The 19,586-nt window shown below is 41.4% G+C and carries 17 protein-coding genes and 1 pseudogene; 14 read left to right on the top strand and 4 right to left on the bottom strand.

Annotated features, from left to right (window positions below; all coding sequences use genetic code 11):
- Positions 1–91: 91 nt before the first annotated feature.
- The 6 genes and pseudogenes from ACP8HI_RS14705 to ACP8HI_RS14680 all read left to right on the top strand — a co-directional run.
- Positions 92–361 (top strand): hypothetical protein, encoded by a 270-nt coding sequence (locus ACP8HI_RS14705; RefSeq protein ID WP_438346981.1) that lies wholly within the window; start codon positions 92–94, stop codon positions 359–361.
- 641 nt (positions 362–1,002) lie between these two features.
- Positions 1,003–4,536: an S-layer homology domain-containing protein gene (locus tag ACP8HI_RS14700; protein WP_438346980.1), complete on the top strand. Its 3,534-nt coding sequence runs from the start codon at positions 1,003–1,005 to the stop codon at positions 4,534–4,536.
- 352 nt (positions 4,537–4,888) lie between these two features.
- On the top strand, positions 4,889–5,254 hold the full coding sequence (locus ACP8HI_RS14695) for a hypothetical protein (protein WP_438346979.1): 366 nt from the start codon (positions 4,889–4,891) through the stop codon (positions 5,252–5,254).
- 534 nt (positions 5,255–5,788) lie between these two features.
- On the top strand, positions 5,789–6,490 hold the full coding sequence (locus tag ACP8HI_RS14690) for a hypothetical protein (protein WP_438346978.1): 702 nt from the start codon (positions 5,789–5,791) through the stop codon (positions 6,488–6,490).
- Positions 6,491–6,535: 45 nt separating this feature from the next.
- Positions 6,536–6,673: a hypothetical protein gene (locus tag ACP8HI_RS14685; protein WP_438346977.1), complete on the top strand. Its 138-nt coding sequence runs from the start codon at positions 6,536–6,538 to the stop codon at positions 6,671–6,673.
- 19 nt (positions 6,674–6,692) lie between these two features.
- A pseudogene (locus tag ACP8HI_RS14680) lies at positions 6,693–6,992 on the top strand (DUF2269 family protein); the annotation flags it as partial.
- Between the two features lie 279 nt (positions 6,993–7,271).
- Here the strand turns inward: ACP8HI_RS14680 and ACP8HI_RS14675 are convergent.
- Entirely contained in the window at positions 7,272–8,702 is a 1,431-nt protein-coding gene (locus ACP8HI_RS14675) for a PLP-dependent aminotransferase family protein (protein WP_438346976.1), read from the bottom strand.
- 218 nt (positions 8,703–8,920) lie between these two features.
- On the opposite strand from ACP8HI_RS14675, the gene ACP8HI_RS14670 reads away from it, so the two are divergent.
- The 4 genes from ACP8HI_RS14670 to ACP8HI_RS14655 all read left to right on the top strand — a co-directional run bounded on the left by ACP8HI_RS14670 (position 8,921) and on the right by ACP8HI_RS14655 (position 12,914).
- On the top strand, positions 8,921–9,472 hold the full coding sequence (locus ACP8HI_RS14670; protein WP_438346975.1) for a pyridoxamine 5'-phosphate oxidase family protein: 552 nt from the start codon (positions 8,921–8,923) through the stop codon (positions 9,470–9,472).
- 146 nt (positions 9,473–9,618) lie between these two features.
- Positions 9,619–10,758, top strand: a complete 1,140-nt coding sequence (locus ACP8HI_RS14665; RefSeq protein ID WP_438346974.1) for a 5-methyltetrahydropteroyltriglutamate--homocysteine S-methyltransferase — start codon at positions 9,619–9,621, stop codon at positions 10,756–10,758.
- Between the two features lie 421 nt (positions 10,759–11,179).
- A complete protein-coding gene (locus ACP8HI_RS14660) occupies positions 11,180–12,169 on the top strand; it encodes an ABC transporter ATP-binding protein (protein WP_438346973.1) in 990 nt (329 codons plus the stop codon).
- Entirely contained in the window at positions 12,141–12,914 is a 774-nt protein-coding gene (locus ACP8HI_RS14655) for an ABC transporter permease (RefSeq protein WP_438346972.1), read from the top strand. The genes ACP8HI_RS14660 and ACP8HI_RS14655 overlap by 29 nt, the downstream gene beginning before the upstream one ends.
- Positions 12,915–13,186: 272 nt before the next feature.
- Here ACP8HI_RS14655 and ACP8HI_RS14650 read toward each other — a convergent pair whose 3' ends face one another.
- Positions 13,187–13,882 carry a hypothetical protein gene (locus ACP8HI_RS14650; protein WP_438346971.1) on the bottom strand — a complete coding sequence of 232 codons (696 nt, stop codon included), beginning with the start codon at positions 13,880–13,882 and terminating at the stop codon, positions 13,187–13,189.
- Between ACP8HI_RS14650 and ACP8HI_RS14645 the strand changes: the two genes are divergently transcribed.
- Positions 13,861–14,316 (top strand): CAP domain-containing protein, encoded by a 456-nt coding sequence (locus tag ACP8HI_RS14645; RefSeq protein WP_438346970.1) that lies wholly within the window; start codon positions 13,861–13,863, stop codon positions 14,314–14,316. The genes ACP8HI_RS14650 and ACP8HI_RS14645 overlap by 22 nt on opposite strands.
- On the opposite strand, the gene ACP8HI_RS14640 is transcribed toward ACP8HI_RS14645, so the two are convergent.
- Positions 14,308–15,882: an L-lactate permease gene (locus ACP8HI_RS14640; RefSeq protein WP_438346969.1), complete on the bottom strand. Its 1,575-nt coding sequence runs from the start codon at positions 15,880–15,882 to the stop codon at positions 14,308–14,310. The genes ACP8HI_RS14645 and ACP8HI_RS14640 overlap by 9 nt on opposite strands.
- On the bottom strand, positions 15,863–16,837 hold the full coding sequence (locus ACP8HI_RS14635; RefSeq protein ID WP_438346968.1) for an L-lactate dehydrogenase: 975 nt from the start codon (positions 16,835–16,837) through the stop codon (positions 15,863–15,865). The genes ACP8HI_RS14640 and ACP8HI_RS14635 overlap by 20 nt, the downstream gene beginning before the upstream one ends.
- A 250-nt stretch (positions 16,838–17,087) precedes the next feature.
- Here ACP8HI_RS14635 and ACP8HI_RS14630 point away from each other — a divergent pair, with 250 nt between their 5' ends.
- From ACP8HI_RS14630 to ACP8HI_RS14620, 3 genes are all read left to right on the top strand, one after another.
- A complete protein-coding gene (locus ACP8HI_RS14630; RefSeq protein WP_438346967.1) occupies positions 17,088–17,513 on the top strand; it encodes a MerR family transcriptional regulator in 426 nt (141 codons plus the stop codon).
- Between the two features lie 309 nt (positions 17,514–17,822).
- The gene (locus ACP8HI_RS14625) at positions 17,823–18,689 is read left to right on the top strand and encodes a carbohydrate ABC transporter permease (protein WP_438346966.1); all 867 of its coding nucleotides are present in this window, start codon (positions 17,823–17,825) and stop codon (positions 18,687–18,689) included.
- Between the two features lie 14 nt (positions 18,690–18,703).
- Entirely contained in the window at positions 18,704–19,579 is an 876-nt protein-coding gene (locus ACP8HI_RS14620; protein WP_438346965.1) for a carbohydrate ABC transporter permease, read from the top strand.
- Positions 19,580–19,586 lie beyond the last annotated feature (7 nt).

Raw genomic sequence — 19,586 nt, 5'->3', positions numbered from 1 at the left:
GTTGCATAAAAGCTAACAAGGGAATTCATCTGAATTTTTATGTAAAATTGTACTATGGAGACAAAAAACATCTTGCACCGAATCTTCTTCGATGAGAACAAACATTGGGAAATACCTGATGTCCAAAGAGAAAGTGAATTATATTTGTTTGAGATGCAAGGAAACGGAAGAGATACCGCTTAGTGTAGTGAGAAACTTTGATGCTATGGATGGAGGAGACCCAGAGGTACCACCACAATTTACATGTGGAGGGTGCGGAGGAGAAATGTATCCAGAGTTTTATGAAGGAGTACATGGTTATAACTACTGGATCGAAGATCGGTTAGTAATGAATCTGGGAGTAGCAGAACCCTCAGAGTAGAACAAGAGAAGGGGATGGATATGGAGCGAAAAGTTTACGTTCCGCCTTTAAAGTCGTGTTCCATCCATTAAGAATAATTCAAGGAATACGACTTTAATAGCGGATGCAGCCCATAGCCAGCCCCTTCCCACCCACGCTAGTCACTTTTACATGATCCTTAAACACTGGATGTTTCCGCAGTTCATTTCTACTAATCCACTACATAAACTCCTTAACCAAGGATGCCGAAGGCATTTTTCTTAATTCTTAGGATCGGTAACAGACGTCATGCATGGACCTGGGAATAGTGCGATTAGCGGAGCTAGCGTATCGATCGGTGGAACAGAGCGTAAGCGCGTGAATAATTTCGGTTACTGCGGTGATCAAATACGATAATAGTATTCAGGATAGGGTGACCTCTAGACATAGGCATCTCCTTTCGATTTCGCTCTTTAGATGTTACGGGGAACCTTATCATAAGTAGGGCGAATGGTGATGATGTGTATCCCTACGTGGTTCGGACTAATGGACCGCCCTGACTGCGTTCATTAATAATAACGATGCCATGTCCAAAACCGCAAGTTCGTTTCTTTCATTATTCTTTCATAGCTCTCTGATATAATCCGATAAGTGAAAAAGATAGAATAAATCGGAGGAAAAAAATGAAACGAATTTTAATGGGATTCATGACTGTCGTATTATTATTGTCATCCATCGTGGGCGGCGGCGGTTTATACGTAGCGAATGCAGCACCTGTGGAAAGTTCAGTAAGGTTTGAGGAGACCGATTTAGGATGGGATGCTAATGCGTTTACATTCCCGAATGTCGGAGCGATTAGAAACATCAAGCAAATAGAATCCAGTTCAGAGGATGATCTATATGTTATTGCGCGATTACTGCATGGTGATAAGTGGGATATTTATCATTTTGATACGGATGGTACCTTTCGTGGAGCCTTAGTGGATCGTGCTACACTTGGACAGGATCTATTAAATGCTGGAGCGACCTGGGTAACTGGAAGTTTCGAGTTTTACCCGGAGAAAGTCGTATTCTCTGAGGAAGATGGAGTGAATTACTTATATATTATTCACAAACAGGATGAAACGAATTATCCGATGATCAAATACAATTTGGATTCAAAGTCGGTGGAAAATCCAGAAGTTGTCATGTTTAATCAGCCTGTAACTTCTATTCAGAAAGCCTATGATGGACTTCTTTATGTGGCGACTGGAGCTGAAAATGAATTTTATAGTATAGATCCGTCAACCCCTGCAATAAACATTGAGACAACAAACTGGGGGTTTAAGATCAACAGTATTGCTAAACTCCAAAATGGTAAATTTATGTCAAGTAAATATGCTGATCCCTATTATCTCGCAAAGGGGTATCTTTGTGATGATGATCTAAGTTGTTCTGAACTACCTGATGTCAATAGTTTTTCAATGGTCAGCACTTCCGCTGACGGGACAAATGTAATGGGGATGGGATACCCTTTTGCATTTGTGAATGATTCTCCACCGATAGAGTTAGATCAATATGCAGAAAATATTGTTGAGATCAATAATCAAGGCACAATATTCATGGCCACGATGAATGAACGTCCAATTTCCGTCTTGGAATATAATTCTGAAAGCAATAAGTATGAAAAAACTAGAACGATCGGAACGAGTAGAGAGACAACCTATACGGGTAATAACCTCAATTTCGTGCAAGATGAGAAGGGCCATGTATTTATACTTGATTATCATTTCGCAAGTATCGATGAATTTGACGAATCAGGGTTATATATTCGCAGCTTGTATCTTGAAGAAAGTCCATCTGAAATCACGTATTATAATGGATTATTGTATGCCTTGGATAGTTATAGTGGAGACGTTGTTACCATCTCTACTGATGATCTTAGCTATGAGGGTACTCTTTGGAGTGATGCTAAATCAATCATGGTCACACTCGATGGGAATCTTTTTGTCGCACAGCAGAATCAATTGGAACAATATTCAATAAACCCAGACGATAATACGATGACACTTGTTCACGCTTATCCTTTCACAGGCTCTAACTTAATGATTCATACAGAAGATACGATTTCCATACTTGATAATATGAGATCTACTACGCGACTCATTAATGTTAAGAGCTTTGACACCAAGGATTTTCCGGAGATTTATGGTCAATTTTGGCTGGATCCATCCGGACTTATTGCATTTAATAATCAACACTGGGCAATTGCTGACTTAACCTTGAACATATTATACACAGCTTCTGATCGCGATTATGGCTACACCAGCTTCTACAAAGGCAATGGACAGAGAATGATTCTGAGAACTTTCTATGATTCGAGCTTAGAAACGATACGAACGATTCCTGTGGGCATCCGCATCATTGTACCTTCACTAGCTGATGCACCTGTATTTTCAACGATAAAAGATGAACTTGAGATTATACCAGGAACGCTAGTGACATCTAGTACGATTAACTTAGGAATTAATTTTCCTATGAATGGAATCGTGGTTAACGATTTAACCCTAAATGGGACCCAGATTCAATTTAATGGTGTTCCTGAAACAACTATTGGTATTAGTTCAATGCCCGGAACTATATATCAAGCAGTCATTGGTGACATCGGAAAGCGCAAAGCGATTCTTCAGTTTAATAATCTGGGTAATAATTGGAGCAAAGGCACCCTCCAGATGATCTTCTCGGAAGAAACGGGCGAAATTCAAATACAGATTGAAAAAAATCAGGGAAGCAATGTCTGGACTGACTTATACTTATCGGAAAGGGATACTTATGCACAGAATTCTCATAGTTATGTTATAGGTCTACAATCAGGAAATGTTTTAAGCTTGTTCCCGCATCGAACTCACTTTAGCTTCACTAATGCGGGTCAGTATGCGCCGATTTTCCTGCAATCCACTTCGTCGCCTACAGCGCCTGTTTTGCTATCGCCAGCGACTGGTACGATATTCTATCTAGATACCCCTGAGGTCACCTTTATGTGGGACAATCCGAACCTGCCGGGGAGTTACGACCAAACGAAATTGTTGGTAGCTACAGATCCGACGTTTATAAATGTAATCCGAACAGTGAAATTAACGAATGAAGAGTCGTATACGATGGATACCAGTGACCTCTATGCTGGCATACCTTATTACTGGAAGGTTCTCATTGCGGATACGGCGAATACGGCGTTCTCCTATTCGGATAATGGCACCTTTAGTATTGGTAATTGGTCCGTATCTCTGACAATAAACAGCGCCGATGTGACGAAGAATTCAGCAGAAGCAACTTATGAAATCTTATCCAGTGATTTGGATCAATATACGGCAAGCGGAATAGCCGTTAGTACATCAATCAATCCTACGATTTCGGATTCCGTTTATTCTACCACGGTTCAGGCAGCAGGAAAGCAAGATATCACATTGACGGAACTATTACCTAATACCACCTATTACGCACGTGCTTATGCAGTCACCGATCAAGATACGCGATATAGCGATAACGTGAGTTTTACAACAGGCGGGGAACCGATTAGTTCGCCAACACCAACCAATCCGCCGCCAACGAGTCCACCGACAAGTCCACCGGTTGATGTGAAACAGCCTGTTTTACAGGAGCCTGTAAAACAGGATCCGGTTCCTCAGGAAACGGTTTGTCCATTCACGGATCTCGAGAAACATTGGGCGAAAACAGATGTTTGCCAAGCTGCAAGCTTGGGGATTATTGAAGGCGTAGAAGCCAATCGATATGCGCCGAACTTGGAAGTAACCCGAACTGAATTCACCGTCATGTTGGCACGTGCACTACAATTACCTGCAATTGAAGATGAAGCATCGATTTCATTCCATGATCAAGAGAGCATTCCAGCATGGGCACGGCCGATGATTAAAGCAGCTCTAGCAGAAGGATTCATCACTGGCTACCCAGATGGAACGTTCCGTCCTGGGCAGACGATTACTCGGACTGAAATGGCTGTGATGCTGTCAAAGGCAATGAAATGGGATACGAAAGGGAAACAGAATCTAACCTTCGTGGATGTTGTAAGTATCCCGGCATGGGCGCTACCCTATGTGGCATTAGTATACGAGCGAGGGTTGATACAAGGTCGGGGAGGAAATCTATTCGTTCCTGATGGCATTACGACAAGAGCCGAAGCAGCTGTTGTACTACTAAGACTGTGGAATACCTTGCGTTAATAAGAAAGCCATCTAACCTTTGGGGTTAGATGGCTTTCGCTAAAGATGCTGTGCACTCATATTAGTATTTACTTATCGCGGAAATTACTAGGGATAATGGTGGAAGGCACAGTTAAATCTCCATAATTGGATTAATAGAAGGAGCGTCCGGTGATCCATATGCTTTGTTCCTTCTATCCAAAACACATGGCCAACTGAACCAACATTACTATACAGAGCGTTAATAGCCCAATCGGCTAGATGGCCAGATTGGGCATTAGCAAAGCCACATATTGAAAGGAAGAATGTAGTTAGACACATTGGTTACGGTATTCCTGATTTGGATCGTGCAACTACTAACACTCCATACAGGGTGACATTAATAACTTCGGGCAGGACAGAGATCTTTGCTAGAGATGCACATGTCTATGAAGTTCCTATTCCCGAATCTATAAGATCTGTTGGAGAAGAGTATGATATTTTAGTCGAAATAACACTATCTTATGTTGCTAAACCTAGAAGAACAAGAAAAAGATTGCGTGGATACTTATCTTCATGGGTAGATTGGAAAACAAGTAATATCGGGGAGTCTACAGAGTCTTTTAGTAATCGTGTTCTGAACGGCAGGGATCATAGTGATAGAGACGATGAATCTAGGATCCCATGGACTATAAAGAGTCGAGTTGATACTGGAATTGAGGGACTATCAAGAAATTCGAGCACTCTTCAAAAGGACTGAGCGGTTATTAAGTCTCATCAATTAACTAGCGGGTTTAACATAGCTGTTATCGGGCACCCTGGCTAGAACAAAGATCCTAATATAAAAACTTCTTACTTGATTGAAACTCAGATTGAAACAGAAATTGTTCAAGTATAATTTATTTATCGTGGAAAAACGCCGAATACGGTGTTTTCCATTCCCCCTATTTGATGATATGTTTCGCTCTACTTATGATACGGCGATGCGTATCACAAATAGGGCGAAACTTTTATAAAAATTGGATTGTCCCAAAGATCTGATCGTAATCAGACAAGTTTTCTCTTAGGAGGGAGCTTGTCTTCTTTTATTTTCTGTGGGAATTAAGGAAGGTATACCCGAATTTGACTACATTGCTACGTTAGGATAATAGAATGTGCGGAAGCAAGATAGTACCCTTAAGTTAACCAAGTCAAAGTATTCTTGAAGGGAGAATACAGGTAATAAAGGGATGGTGTTATTCGGATTTATGATTAGTAAGCCTTAATTAATTGAGAGAAACGGGAGTGTGATGCTATGAAAAAGGTGATGTTATTGGCTATCAGTTTGTTTATTCTATTGAGTGGCAGCATATCGGCGCACGGATTAACAGCGAGTGAGAAGAAAAGCGATGGATTGTCCATCAAGGTCAACGGAGTTGAAGTGAAATCAGCAGCGAATCATGTAACGACCGATGGTAAAACGTATGTGTCCGTTGAAGATTTCGCTGAGTTGTTCGATCGTACTTATACATTAAGTAAAGGGAACAAAGAAGTGGTCTTTAGTGGAGAAACAATTTCGAATATAATCATGAAGAAAAATGAACCGACAGCCTGGATTCGGGATCTGGCTGATGCGGTCCACGCCCAGAATGTCAGTTGGGATGGTAAACAAGAAGTGTATGTACTGGCGCTTCCCGAAGGAACGATCCAAATAACGGAGAGCGTACCTAGCATGGGCGGACATTGGTCGAACCCACAAGAAGGAGACCTCCCGACCGGGCCAATCTACGGCGTACATGATGGAAAACTGGTGTTCCTTGAATATATGATTGCTCAGGACGATTTTATAAAAGGAGTTAATCATACTAATGTGGCTGGTATGAAGGGGGTTCCGTCACCCGCTGTCGTGCAAATGGATATTGAGTTCCAAAAGCTGGGGCACGAAGGTTTCGAGGTTCCTCACTACGACATTCATGCATACTTTATTACCGACGAAGAGCAGCATCAAATAAAATAATAGGCAATAAACGTAGTTTGAATAAAAAAATGAAGGGATGTTGAAATGGATATTTTATTTCAGGTTTTGTTGTTTGCTCATATTTTAGGTGCCATTTGTGGGTTAGGTGCGACATTTGCTACTCCTTTTATTATGAAAGGGGGGGAACACGGTTACTACCGCAAAAACAGCTCATGCCGTTAACACTAAAGTTGAGAAACTAGCTAAAACTGGGAGCCTTACCTTGCTTGGAACCGGGTTAATTATGGGGATTATGCATACGTATTTATTTACAAAGGGATGGTATATCACCGCTATTGTTCTATATGTCGCTCTACAACAAGTTGTAGCTTATTTGTTACCGAAATACGCTAAAGAGATGATTACCATTTTAGGAACAGTCGATAGCGATGAATTGCCCAAATCGTATGATGTCGTCGCACAAAAAGTAGCACCTTTAAACCTTATTGCTCAGATTACATTGTTCATTATCGTATTTTTTATGGTGTTTAAACCTTTTTAAAAATATAAGGAAGTATAGGTTTCACTTGAATCAATTTCATAATCGCCGATGCAGCTAAATCGGGTTGCGTAATTATGAAATTGATTCTTGATACTCTATTCCTTATATTTCCGCTGAAACGGGTACCGTCTTGAAAAAGACGGCATAGCCGTTTCTACTTGTGTGGTTCATAACTATAAAATTAAAATAATAAATGAGGGTTACTCTTTAGGAGTACCCTCATTTTATCATTAGATTAAATGTAATAAGACGCAGCGAGATTAGCTTGTGAAGATGATCTTATAAGGCTAACTCCGCAAGACGATAAATCCCCTGTTCAATCGATGCTTCATCTACTTGTGCAAAGCCCAACACCCATCCCTTTCGTTTGCTTTCCAAACAATAGGGTCCAAGAGGGTATACACGTATTCCCTGTTGAAGGGCTAACTTTGTCACGGTTTCTTCGTCGTATGACTCTTCAGCTTCAAGCAACATATGCAATCCCGTTTCTACACCACTTAGTGTGAAACGCTCCCCTAAACCACTAGCCATAATAGCCTTTGTCATGGCTTCGTGTCTTCGTCGGTACACATTTCTGACTCTTCTCATATGGCGCATGAAGTGCCCATTCTTGATGAAGTGCGTTAATGTAAGCTGGTCCATAATCGGGAGATGACGGTAAGTCAACTCCTGTACCCTGGCTAGTTGAGCAATTGCCTCGACAGATCCGACGATAGCCGAAATACGAATGCCTGGAGCAATCATTTTAGAAAAACTCATGAGGTACAACGTGTTATGGGATGCCTGGCTAAACAATGTTGGAAGCGGCTCCCCACGATATCGAAATTCACTATCATAATCATCCTCAATGATCCAAAATTGTTCTTTAGCGGCCTTATGTAGCAATTGTTGCCTGCGTGGCTCTGACATAACGACCCCGACTGCACACTGGTGCGAAGGGGTCACAAAGATCAGTTTGGATTGTGGGTGAATACGCTCAACCACTAGACCATACTCATCAACGGGAACGGGCACCACATTCATACGTCGATATTTCATCGCCATCCAGGCAGCTGGAAAACCGGGATCTTCTACAGAGACAGTATCGCCATCAGCTAAAAGCGATTGTGCGATTAAGTCAATGCTGTGCTGAGCCCCTGAGGTCAACAGAATTTGATTGGTTTGGATATGGACGCCTCGTTCAAGTGATAAATAACGCTGAATTTGCTCACGTAATGGTGTGAAACCATAGGGATTACCATAAGCCCAGCTTGATAAATCCATTTCAGCAGATGCGTGGAGAAGCGATTGTCGCCAGTTTTTTTGAAATAGTCCATCCAAATAGGGTTCATGGGGACTGAAGTCAATATCCACTTCTTGCTGTTCTTTGCCTCTGAACCAGTCATGTAGTTGATCGACAGCTGAGTTCAATAGGGGAAGTGAGGGTGGGGTGGGGCCATCTATTACTATTTCCTTCGTTGACTCCGTGACTTGATTCCATTTACTAACTCGCGTTCCCCCTCGGCGAGATGTAACTGTATAGCCCCGACTTAGCAATTCCTCATACACGATCTGTATAGTTGAGCGAGAGACCCCTACTATGTGAGCGAGTTCGCGGGAAGGAATCAATAATTCTCCTGGGGCCCAGATTCCGCTTGTAATATTATGAATCGCTTGATCAAGCAATTGCTGCCAGATCGGTCTATTATCATTACGGGTTACTTTCATCATCGTGCACACCTCCAAATAGAAGATCCAACCCTAAAACATTAATTATGGATTGTTCATAACTGTGATGTTTGGATGTTTAAACACAATCCATTCATTGATATACTACCGTAATAACGCTGATATTTGCAATCTAGTCGTTGCCGCACTCAAGAAGAGTATCGTATTTAGGGCAATTGGAGCGCGATGAATATCTTATGAATGAAAGGGGAAATTTCGAAATGGATTCAGTTCGTTACAAGATCAGGGAATGTGTGGATCAAGAGAAAATTGAAAGTTTCCTTCACCAAGCGAGAACAGGGTATCTTGGGTTGGTTGATGGGAACCTTCCATATGTTGTACCGCTTAATTATGTATGGACGCAGGGGAAGCTCTATTTTCACGGGGCTGGGGATGGAAGACGTAATCAGGTCATGAAGGAAAATCCAGAGGTATGTTTTACGGTATGTGAGGAATATGGAACCATCACGGATCCGGTACCTGCCAAAACGGATACGGCTTATATGAGCGTAATGATATTTGGACAAGCGGAGCCGATCACAGATTTGGACGAAGCTACTCATGTGCTTCAGGAAATGATGAATAAATATGTACCTGGATATTATAACCGCCCCTTATCCAAGCAGCATGTGGACAAGTATAGGTCGGCTGTATTCGGCGGACCGGTTCAAGTATGCCGGGTAATTCCCCACCATATGACGGCAAAGGCAAGTCCTATTGAAGCAGAGAAAATGTATAGAACGGACATGAATGTCGGACGAGAGAATGAATGACTATGTAATATAGTTTCAGGGCACTTTTTCAGGAAAAGACTAGCTATAGCTAATAACTATAGCCTGCCATAGCTTATTGGTAGATCTGTATAGTCAATCGGAGATGCTATATTAGTATTATCATTATTTTACGAGGAGATTAATCTATGAGCACTCAAACCGAACCTAAAAAGAGAACTGTTACTCCATTTAGATATGATATCGTTGGCAGCTTCCTGCGCCCCGACGCGTTGAAAGATGCTAGATTAAAATTCAAGAGCGGCGAAATTACCGCCGAGCAGCTGAAGGAAGTAGAGAACGACGAAATCGTTAAACTCGTGCAGAAACAAAAAGAGGTTGGTCTTCAAGCTGTAACCGACGGCGAATTCCGCCGCTCCTGGTGGCATCTGGACTTCTTCTGGGGATTTGACGGTGTAGAACGGATAATCATTGATCAAGGCTACCAATTTAACGGTGCGGAGTCCAGACCAGAAACAGCCGGATTGACCGGAAAAATAAGTTACAGCGACCATCCTTTTGTTTCGCATTATGCATTTTTAAAAGGAGTTGCAGGTGAGGACGTCGTTGCGCGTCAATCGATTCCTGCAGCCGCGCAATTCCTGTTCGAGCTGGACCGGGCAGAAAATAAGGAAAGCACGAAGATCATATACCCGAATCGGGATGAGCTTGTTTCGGATATTGCCAGAGCGTACAAAGCGTCAATTCTTGCTTTCTATGCGGCGGGCTGCCGTAGCATTCAAATCGACGATTGTACGTGGGGAGCGCTTTGCGACGAACAGTTTATAGCATTTATGAAGCAGGCCGGCGTGAATGTAGCCGAATATGCGAACGAATTTGCGAAATTGAACGAGGAAGTTATATCAGGTCTGCCGGATGATCTCGTTGTAACGACACATGTATGCCGAGGCAATTATGTTTCGACTTATGCTGGAGTAGGCGGAGGTTACGAGCCTATTGCGCAAACGCTTCTGAGCATCAATAACTACTCCAGCTACTATCTGGAGTTTGATACCGAACGGGCAGGCGATTTCAAGCCACTGCGCTTCCTTAAAGACAATCAAATGGTCGTGCTTGGCTTGTTTTCTTCCAAATTTGGTGAGCTCGAAAGCAAGGAAGATATTCTGAAGCGTATTGAGGAAGCGAAGCAGTACGTCGATTTAAACCGGATTTGCCTGAGCCCGCAATGCGGCTTCGCTTCCACGGAAGAAGGCAACCACCTGACAGAGGAGCAGCAATGGCGCAAGATTGCCTATATTAAAGAAATTGCTGAAGAAATCTGGAGTTAATTGCAAGTCGTGACTGGAAGAACAGCAACCAACTGGACGGACAAAAGAGTGGATAAATAAAGGCTTGTTGAAGCCAGCAAGTGGGGCAAAGTGAATAGCGAAAATACCTATTCGTTAATACAGAAATATATTTTCTTTATGATTACTTAATAAAGCTTTGCCCTTTCAGACAGCTCGCTAAACCGTACCATAAGTAGGACGGATATCTCTGCAATAAAAGAACTAAATATAATTCCAGCCACATCTCAAAGAGATGTGGTCTTTCGTCGTTACTTGTACAAACACAACCAATCCACAAATCTCCTTCCTCAGACGGAGAAGGTATCCATCTGAAGTCAGTTAATAAAATGGAGATCCTAAAATATAATAAATAGATCAATGGAATTACTTTTTATATCGTACGGGAGAGGATGGTTATAGGGTGGAGAAAATGATTGAAGTACGGGGTATTAGCAAGGTGTATGGGAAAAGAAAAACGAAAGAGAAGATACATGCCGTTCGTGATGTTTCTTTTGATGTGAATCGTGGAGAGGTTGTCGGTTTATTAGGGCCTAATGGTGCTGGGAAAACATCAACGATCAAGATGCTCTGTGGTTTGTTAGAATCGGATACTGGTTCTATATACATTAATGGCTTAGATATTGGTAAGAAGAGACTCAAGGCTCTAGAGCATATTAGTGCTGTATTAGAGGGGAACCGAAATTTATATTGGCGTCTTACCGTCAGGGAAAACTTGGAGTATTTCGCGGGTAACCGGGGTTACTCTCGGAAGCAAGTGGCCTATCAAGCGGATAAATTATTAGAGCAATTTAACCTTAAGGAAAAGGAGAATGAGCTTGTTAATGGATTGTCCCGGGGGATGCAACAAAAGCTGGCAATCGCTGTAGCGCTATTAGCTAATACGGATGTCATCTTGCTGGATGAGCCAACGCTCGGTTTGGATGTTGAGGTTAGTTATGAATTGCGTAACATTTTAAAAACGATAGTGAAGGAAGAAAAACGCACGATTATTATTAGTTCACATGATATGCCCGTCGTTCAGGAGTTGTGTGACCGTGCCATTATCATTAATAAAGGTGAAGTTGTGATTGACGACAGAGTGGACAATTTACTTAAGTTATTTGAGACAAGGGCCTATTCAATTAAGCTGGGTGAGCAATTAAGCGTAGACCAGGAGAATACACTGTTGAGTAGATTCCCTTTAAGTACTTATAAAGCAAGTTCCCATGAAAGCATCGTGGAAGTGAATTTAGAGCATAGTCAGGACATCTACGGGTTGTTCGATCTATTGAAAAAGGAAGGTACCATGGTGGAAAGTATTGATCGTATAACCATCGACTTTGAACAAGTGTTTATTCAGATTGTGAAGGGAGGGAAAACCAATGAAATGGCTCCACTTATTCAATGCTAATTTTCGTAAGGAATATATTGAGATGAAACGTTATTTACCGAACACCATTGCGTTAGTCGTCACTTTTTATATTATATTTCTGGCTGCATTTTTTGGAATTATGTTCATTGGTGATCCAGCGAGCTTCGATATGAATGTTCAATATTCCATTGTAAGTGTCGTCTTTTGGAGCTTAACGATGATGACGATGAACTTTATTGGTTTTTCGGTGATAACAGAGGCGACGCGTGGAACGTTAGAACAAATATATATGTCTCCCATGGGTGTGTGGAAAATCATGCTTACACGGATCATCGGACAATTTGGCTTACAGTCTGTTATTATGGTGTTCTTGCTTTTTGGTGCGATGTTCACCTCTGGACAGTGGTTGAGTCTTAACCCCATGACAACGATCCCGATCATTGTAGTGACTATGATAAGTATGGTAGGTATTAGCTTTATGATTGCTGGTTTAGCTATTATCGTGAAACAAATTCAAGCATTTTTACAGATTTTTCAGTTTGTATTGATGGGACTTGTATTTGTTCCGTTAACTGTAGCTCCATTTCTAGCATTCGCTCCATTCGTCAAGGGAGTGAATATGGTAAGAACAGTGATGATGGAGGATCTCACGTTGACACAATTACCTTTGTCAGATTATGGGGCCTTATTATTAAATTCGGTGGTATATTTGATTTTAGGGCTCTTTGTTTTTCAGCGCTGTGAGAAAATAGCCATGAAAAAAGGTCTTCTAGGGCAATACTAGAGTACAAAGTCGTTTATCGTTGGGTTTTAGTACTATAAGTAGGGTGAATCCTATTGCAGAAGATTACATTAGAAGACCCTCTCCAAGGAGGGTCTTCTTTATTCAGGCTAATGCCGAGAATTTTATATCCCCCTTAAACCTATTCCAGGGGAGCCATAACTAAAGCTTTCAGATTTTCTTCCTGGTATTGGTCCATGCCACTGAAAATAGCAGTGAAATAAATATCGTCCTGTTTCCACATATAATAAGTGAGACTCAATAATTTACGTCTACTATCTGAATAGCTTGGTCGTATCGAAAAGCGGAGCTTTGCTCTGATAAAGTTGGAGGTTGTTGTACTGGTCATAAATTTTGTGATTATACGGTAAGTTGTAAATACTCCACAGAGCATCTTCGGTTTGTCTAAACGAGTACTCCGTGTCCTGATCTTCACCCCTCAACATAGTCAAGTCCCTCAAGGCAACTTCAGTGCCGTTCAAGTTGATTGGAATCTTCACCTTAGATCCAATAATTTTCTTAGCTGCAAGTAAATCCTTCTCATCATAAAGAGGAAATGAGTTTCCTTGTCCGTCATAGCGGACATGCTGAACTTCCTGCGGTGCAACAAAGGATTGTACTATTTTCGCCATTTCTTCTTGCGTCATAAACTCGCTATAGTAATTGATTGCATACCAGATACCGTCATCCTGCCAGTAGAAACTTTTACCCGTTTCCGGTATAGACTTGTAGCGTCGCGTATCCGTGAATAAAGTACCTGTGACAGAGCCAATCGTAACAGCTTCCTGTCGATATTCCGGAGTCTCGTTTGGCTCTTGAGGATAATGAGCCCCTCGCAATTGATTGTGCTCCAGCAAATTCCCATTACCGATGGCTACACTTACCTCTATGGTATTTTCATTTTTTCTTCCGAAATGTGGTAAGTGATATATTGTTGGAGGTCGAAAAGATGAGGAAAAGAATTTCATCATTAAGAAGAGTTAAACGTAATCCTAGCAAAATATCGGAAAGAGTAAGAAAGCCAAGAAGGATTCGTATTAGACAAGCAAAAGCGTATGAATTACAAGTATTTAAATTGGTAAACGAAGAACGAACAAGTCGGGGGATTGCTGCGATAACTCTTAATTCGACGCTAACAGATCTTGCGATTTTGAAATCAAGAGATATGAGAGATAACAATTATTTCGGCCATACATCTCCAACCTATGGTACCCCGGGGGAAATGTTAGATCGTTATGGAGTTAGTAATCGTGCTTACGGAGAAAATATTGCAGCGGGTCAAACAACACCAGAAGAAGTAATGAGAGTGTGGATGAATAGTCCCGGTCATAGAGAGGATGTATTCAAGATCCAAAAACCACTTCGTTTCAATGGGGTGGTTTTGTATTTCTATGCCCTAAAATAGTAGTGACAATATAAATGTCCAGATACAAACAAAGGCAAGTAATCCAATGCTGTATTTTAAAGTCATTCTCGTTAATGCAGATTCTTTACCTGTTGCAGACACAGCTGCTGTTGCAATGGCAATGGATTGTGGGGAAATTAGTTTTGCCATGACTCCCCCAGCCGTGTTAGCAGTAACTAATAAGGTTGGATTAATACCAATAATATTAGCCGCCGTGGCTTGAATGGGTGCGAACAATGTATTGTTATTTACAACTGATCCAGTCATAAATACGCCAATCCATCCTAATATGGGTGATAAAAGAGGAAGGATACTTCCCGTTGCAGCTATAGCTTCACCTAATGCGTTAGTTAAGCCTGCATAAGTCATTAATTTAGCTATACCGAGAATAGCGCATATCATCACGATTGGAATCCAAAATTCTGAAATCGTTCGTTTTAAGAGCTCGAGACCTTTTGTAATACCTATAGACTTTGTTGTTACGAGGGTTGTTAAGCCGGCTAACAATATAGCTGTACCCGTTGCACTTACTAAATCAATGCTTGAACTTAAAGTGGATCCAGGTATGCCAAGCGTTAATTTGGTCGACGCAAGAGCTCCACCCGCCGCAAATAAATTTTTGAATGCCGGTAGGCTCCAAATTAAAACAAAAAAACTTAATAAATAAAATGGGGACCAAGCTTTGATCACGTCTACGGCGGTATGTTTTTCAACTTCAACGTTATGATCTCTGAGCGTAAAGATATGCTTAGGCTTCCATTTCCTTAAGAATAAAGCTAAGATCCCCATAGTTAATAAAGAAGGAATAATATCAGCTAATTCTGGACCCAGGAATAACGTAATAATAGCTTGGGTTACGGTGTAGGTAGTAGATACAACCAAAATAGCGGGTAACACTTCTTTGATTCCTCTGAATCCATTCATTATGTAAATTAGTAAGAATGGAATCGCAAAATTAATAATGGGTAACGTGAGTGCGCTCATCATAGAGACATCCATGGAAGTAATATTGCCCTCTAGATTTAATGTGCCTGTGATTGCAACTGGAATTCCAACAGCACCGAACGCTCCTGAAGCACCATTGGCAATAAGACATAACATAGCAGCTTGTAATGGTTTGAATCCTAATGCAACTAATAGAACCGCACAAATTGCAATGGGAACACCGAATCCGGCTGCTCCTTCAAGAAATGCATTAAAACAAAATCCTATGAGTAAAAGTTGAATTCGCTGATCTTGTGAAATGCCAGAAATACTTGCGCGTAATACGCTGAATTTACCTGACTCAACAGAGATTTTATATAACCAAACAGCCATGACGATAATATAACCAATGGGCCATATCCCTTGAATGATCCCTTGAATAATACTTCCAATGGATTCAGCAATAGGTAAGTTAAATATGAGCATCGAGATCAAAAAGGTAGCGGCCAAGTTTAACAAGGCCGCATAAATACCCTTCATTTTAAATACAGTCAAACATAAAAGAAATAATACGATCGGAATAGCTGCAACCAGAGAGGAGATAATCAGATTATTGAATGGATCAAAGGTTGTTACTAACATGGTTGCTAACTCCTTTGTATGAATTCCAAAATGGAGTTTGAATTTCTTTCAGTGTTTTTACGGAAATAGCCAACTTTGCTTGTTCTTCTTCATCTAATGGAAGTTCAACGAGGTCTTTTCTGCCGGAGCGATTGATAACTGTAGGAACACCAATATACACATCGCTGTGACCATATTCGCCCTCTAACAGTGAACCAACGGGCAATATAACTTCTTCATTTTGTAGGATAGCTTTCGTTATTCTAGCCAGTCCCATTGCGATCCCATAGTATGTAGCACCTTTTGACTCGATAATGGCATAAGCTGCATCGCGAACTTGTACAAAGATGGCTTCTTTTCTTTCTTCTGTCAAACCAGATGCAATAAGTTTTCCTGAGATATTGGCTGTACTCCACACGGCAAGTTCTGAATCCCCATGCTCGCCTATGATGTAGGCATGGACACTGTTTGGTGATATATCATATTCTTCACTCAACAAATAGCGGAATCTGGCAGAGTCTAAGATGGTGCCTGAACCAATAACTCTTTCTTTAGGCAAACCAGAGAATTTCCAAGTTGCATATGCTAAAATGTCTACGGGATTCGTAGCTACTAGAAATATGCCGTTAAATCCAGCATCCATAACGCTTTTAACGATGGACTCAAAGATGTTAAGGTTCTTGTTTACAAGGTCAAGTCGTGTTTCTCCAGGCATTTGCGCTACACCAGCACAAATGACAACGATTGCCGCGTCTTTACAATCTTGATACGTACCTGAACTGATCTTTAGTGATGTTGGTGAATAAACAATCCCATGATTTAAGTCCATGACGTCGCCCACTGTTTTTTCTTTATTTAAATCGATAAGAACTAATTCATTACATATCCCTTGATTCACTAAAGCGAATGCGTAGCTAGATCCCACTGCGCCTGTTCCAATTAAAACGACTTTATCTCCGTGTGTTAAATCGCTCATAAATACCTCCAAGTAAGTTTTTTATGAATCGTTCTTAAATAATTTAATGTCCTAATACATCTCATTGTTGAATGAAGGCAAAATGAAGGGAATGACTATGATGTTGGCATCTATTCCATGTTAATCTTACCTGCTTTCGGACGTATTATGCGCCACTTTGGCGGATAGATTCCTTCTTCGATCAATATTTAAAAGGAGAGCAACAGAACGCTTCTGAATGGACCATCGTCTGAATATCCCGAAGTGAAATTTGACGGAGGATATACGAAAAAGAGAATGCAATCTGAATAAAGATGTTAAAAGACTGGGGGAACAGGCAAAGCGAACCGGGTTAAGTAAGGCAACCATCCGCTACTACGAGGATAGTGGCATCCTGCCTGTTCCCGACCGGATAGCGAATGGCTACCGTATATATACGGATAATTATCTAGTGAAGATTAAATTCATCAATGATGCCAAATCATTAGGTTATTCGCTAAAGGAAATCCAAGAAGCTCTACAAGTGCTCAGTCAAGAGATGGAGGCGGAGACGTTAAAGGGATTAGTACGCAATAAGATCTTTGAGATCGATGAGAGAATTAAAACGCTACATTGCATACAAACGCTGCTTGCCGGCTTGCTTCAAACTCCCGAAGAAGACATCCATAACTATTTGCAATCGTTTCGTAATGAGTAATTAGGGCTATAGGTCTAAAATAAAATTTTGGTAAAGACGCTGAATCTTATGTTCTTCAGTGTCTTTTTTTATGGATACTTTTTATTGATTTTCAAGTAGGGAGAAATACTGGCAGGAAATTATTGTGATTATTTAAGAAAAATTTAACAATTACCCTACTTCTTTTTAAACAGTTGTCCTTATTCTAAATGAGTGGAGGAGAAAGCTGAGGATGAAGAAGTGGTTTTTTTTGCTTCTGGGTTATGTAGTGGGGTCATTGTAACGGTGTACCCTTAAGCAGTAGTTATTGAAAGGATGGTGAAGACAACAATGAAGAAATGGATCCGGAAGGATACATCAGCGGCATTGATGTTTCTCGCGCCGAGTGGTGTCGGATTTGCGATGTTCTACCTTATTCCGTTTGCCATGGGAGTGTTCTATTCTTTTATGGACAGTACGGTAGATAGCCAATTTGTAGGGTTGGATAATTACCGTGAGCTGCTCGCGAGCAGTTCCTTCAGACAGGCAGCATCCAATACGTTTTATTTTAGCGCGGTTAGTGTTCCGCTTATGCTTGTGCTGTCGCTAGGTTTGGCGATGCTGTTGAATAAAAATATATATTTTCGAAAATGGCTGCGGACTGCATTTGTGTTACCACTTGTCGTTCCAGTCGCCTCGATTATTCTGATCTGGCAGATGCTGTTCGATTGGAACGGTTCCCTGAACGCTTGGTTGAGCTACTTTGGATCCGAACGAGTAGATTGGATGAAGACCGATGCGGCCCGGAATATAGTCATTGTCGTGTATTTATGGAAGAACATCGGCTATAACGTCATATTGTTTATGGCGGGACTACAGCAAATCCCGAAGGATTATTACGAAACCGCCCAAATTGAAGGGGCAGGGCGCTTACGGCAGTTTCGCAGTATTACACTTGTCTATCTAACATCCACGATGTTCTTTGTAGTGATCATGTCGATCATTAACTCATTTAAAGTATTTCGGGAAACGTATTTGATCGCAGGCGATTATCCGCACGACAGTATATACATGATGCAGCACTATATGAACAACATGTTCATGTCGTTGGACATTCAGAAGCTGACTGCAGCGGCGACGCTGATGTTCGGTTGTATTTTTCTGATCGTCATGGGATTGTTTGCACTTGAACGCCGGCATCGGCAGTTCATGGAATAGGGGGTAGGAAAGTTGTGCTAGTTGCAAAAATACTGCAAAAAAGTGCGTTAACGTTCGTCATGGGCACTATTGCGGTCATGTTATTATTCCCGATTGTAATCACTTTCACAAATTCGCTCATGACAGCACAAGAAATTGGCATCAATTATGGGCCCATAGGGAAGATAGAGGAAGCGGTTGCAGGGAAAGCAAATCCATTTGCGAATTTAAAATTGATACCGGATAAAGTGTCCTTGGAGCAGTATGACAAGATTTTGGTGGGTAGCCCAAAATATCTGATGATGTTCTGGAATTCGGTATTCATGGTGTTGCCGATTATTGCAGGACAGACCCTCGTAGCAGCACTGGCTGCGTACGCGTTCTCCAAGCTGAAATTTCGCGGCCGGGAGCCGTTGTTTATCGTCTATGTCTTGACGATGCTCATGCCATTCCAAGTGACGCTAGTACCGAATTACATTATGGCAGATAAGCTTGGGCTTCTGAATAGTCCGAATGCGATTATATTACCTGGGATATTCGCAGCTTTCGGTGTGTTTATGCTCAGGCAGTTCATGCTGGCTATTCCATATGCCTACATCGAAGCGGCGAAGATCGATGGAGCCGGACATATGCGGATATTCTGCACCATTATTATCCCGATGATCAAACCAGGTCTGGCTGCACTCATTATTTTATTGTTCGTCGACTATTGGAACATGGTGGAGCAGCCGCTTATTTTTCTGGACGATCCATTCAAGCAGCCGCTATCGGTTTATTTATCCAGGATCAATGAAGAGAAGGGAATTGCTTTCGCTGCATCCATGCTCTACATGTCTCCGATGGTGCTGTTGTTTCTATATGCGGAACCGTATTTCATTGAAGGTATTGAATTGTCTGGCATCAAGGGGTAATGTTCGC

It is taken from the genome of Paenibacillus sp. FA6 (assembly GCF_051550225.1).
GTDB lineage: Bacteria > Bacillota > Bacilli > Paenibacillales > Paenibacillaceae > Paenibacillus_AQ.
The sequence above is the reverse complement of the archived record's forward strand: the minus strand, read 5'-3'. Positions and strand labels throughout refer to the sequence as shown.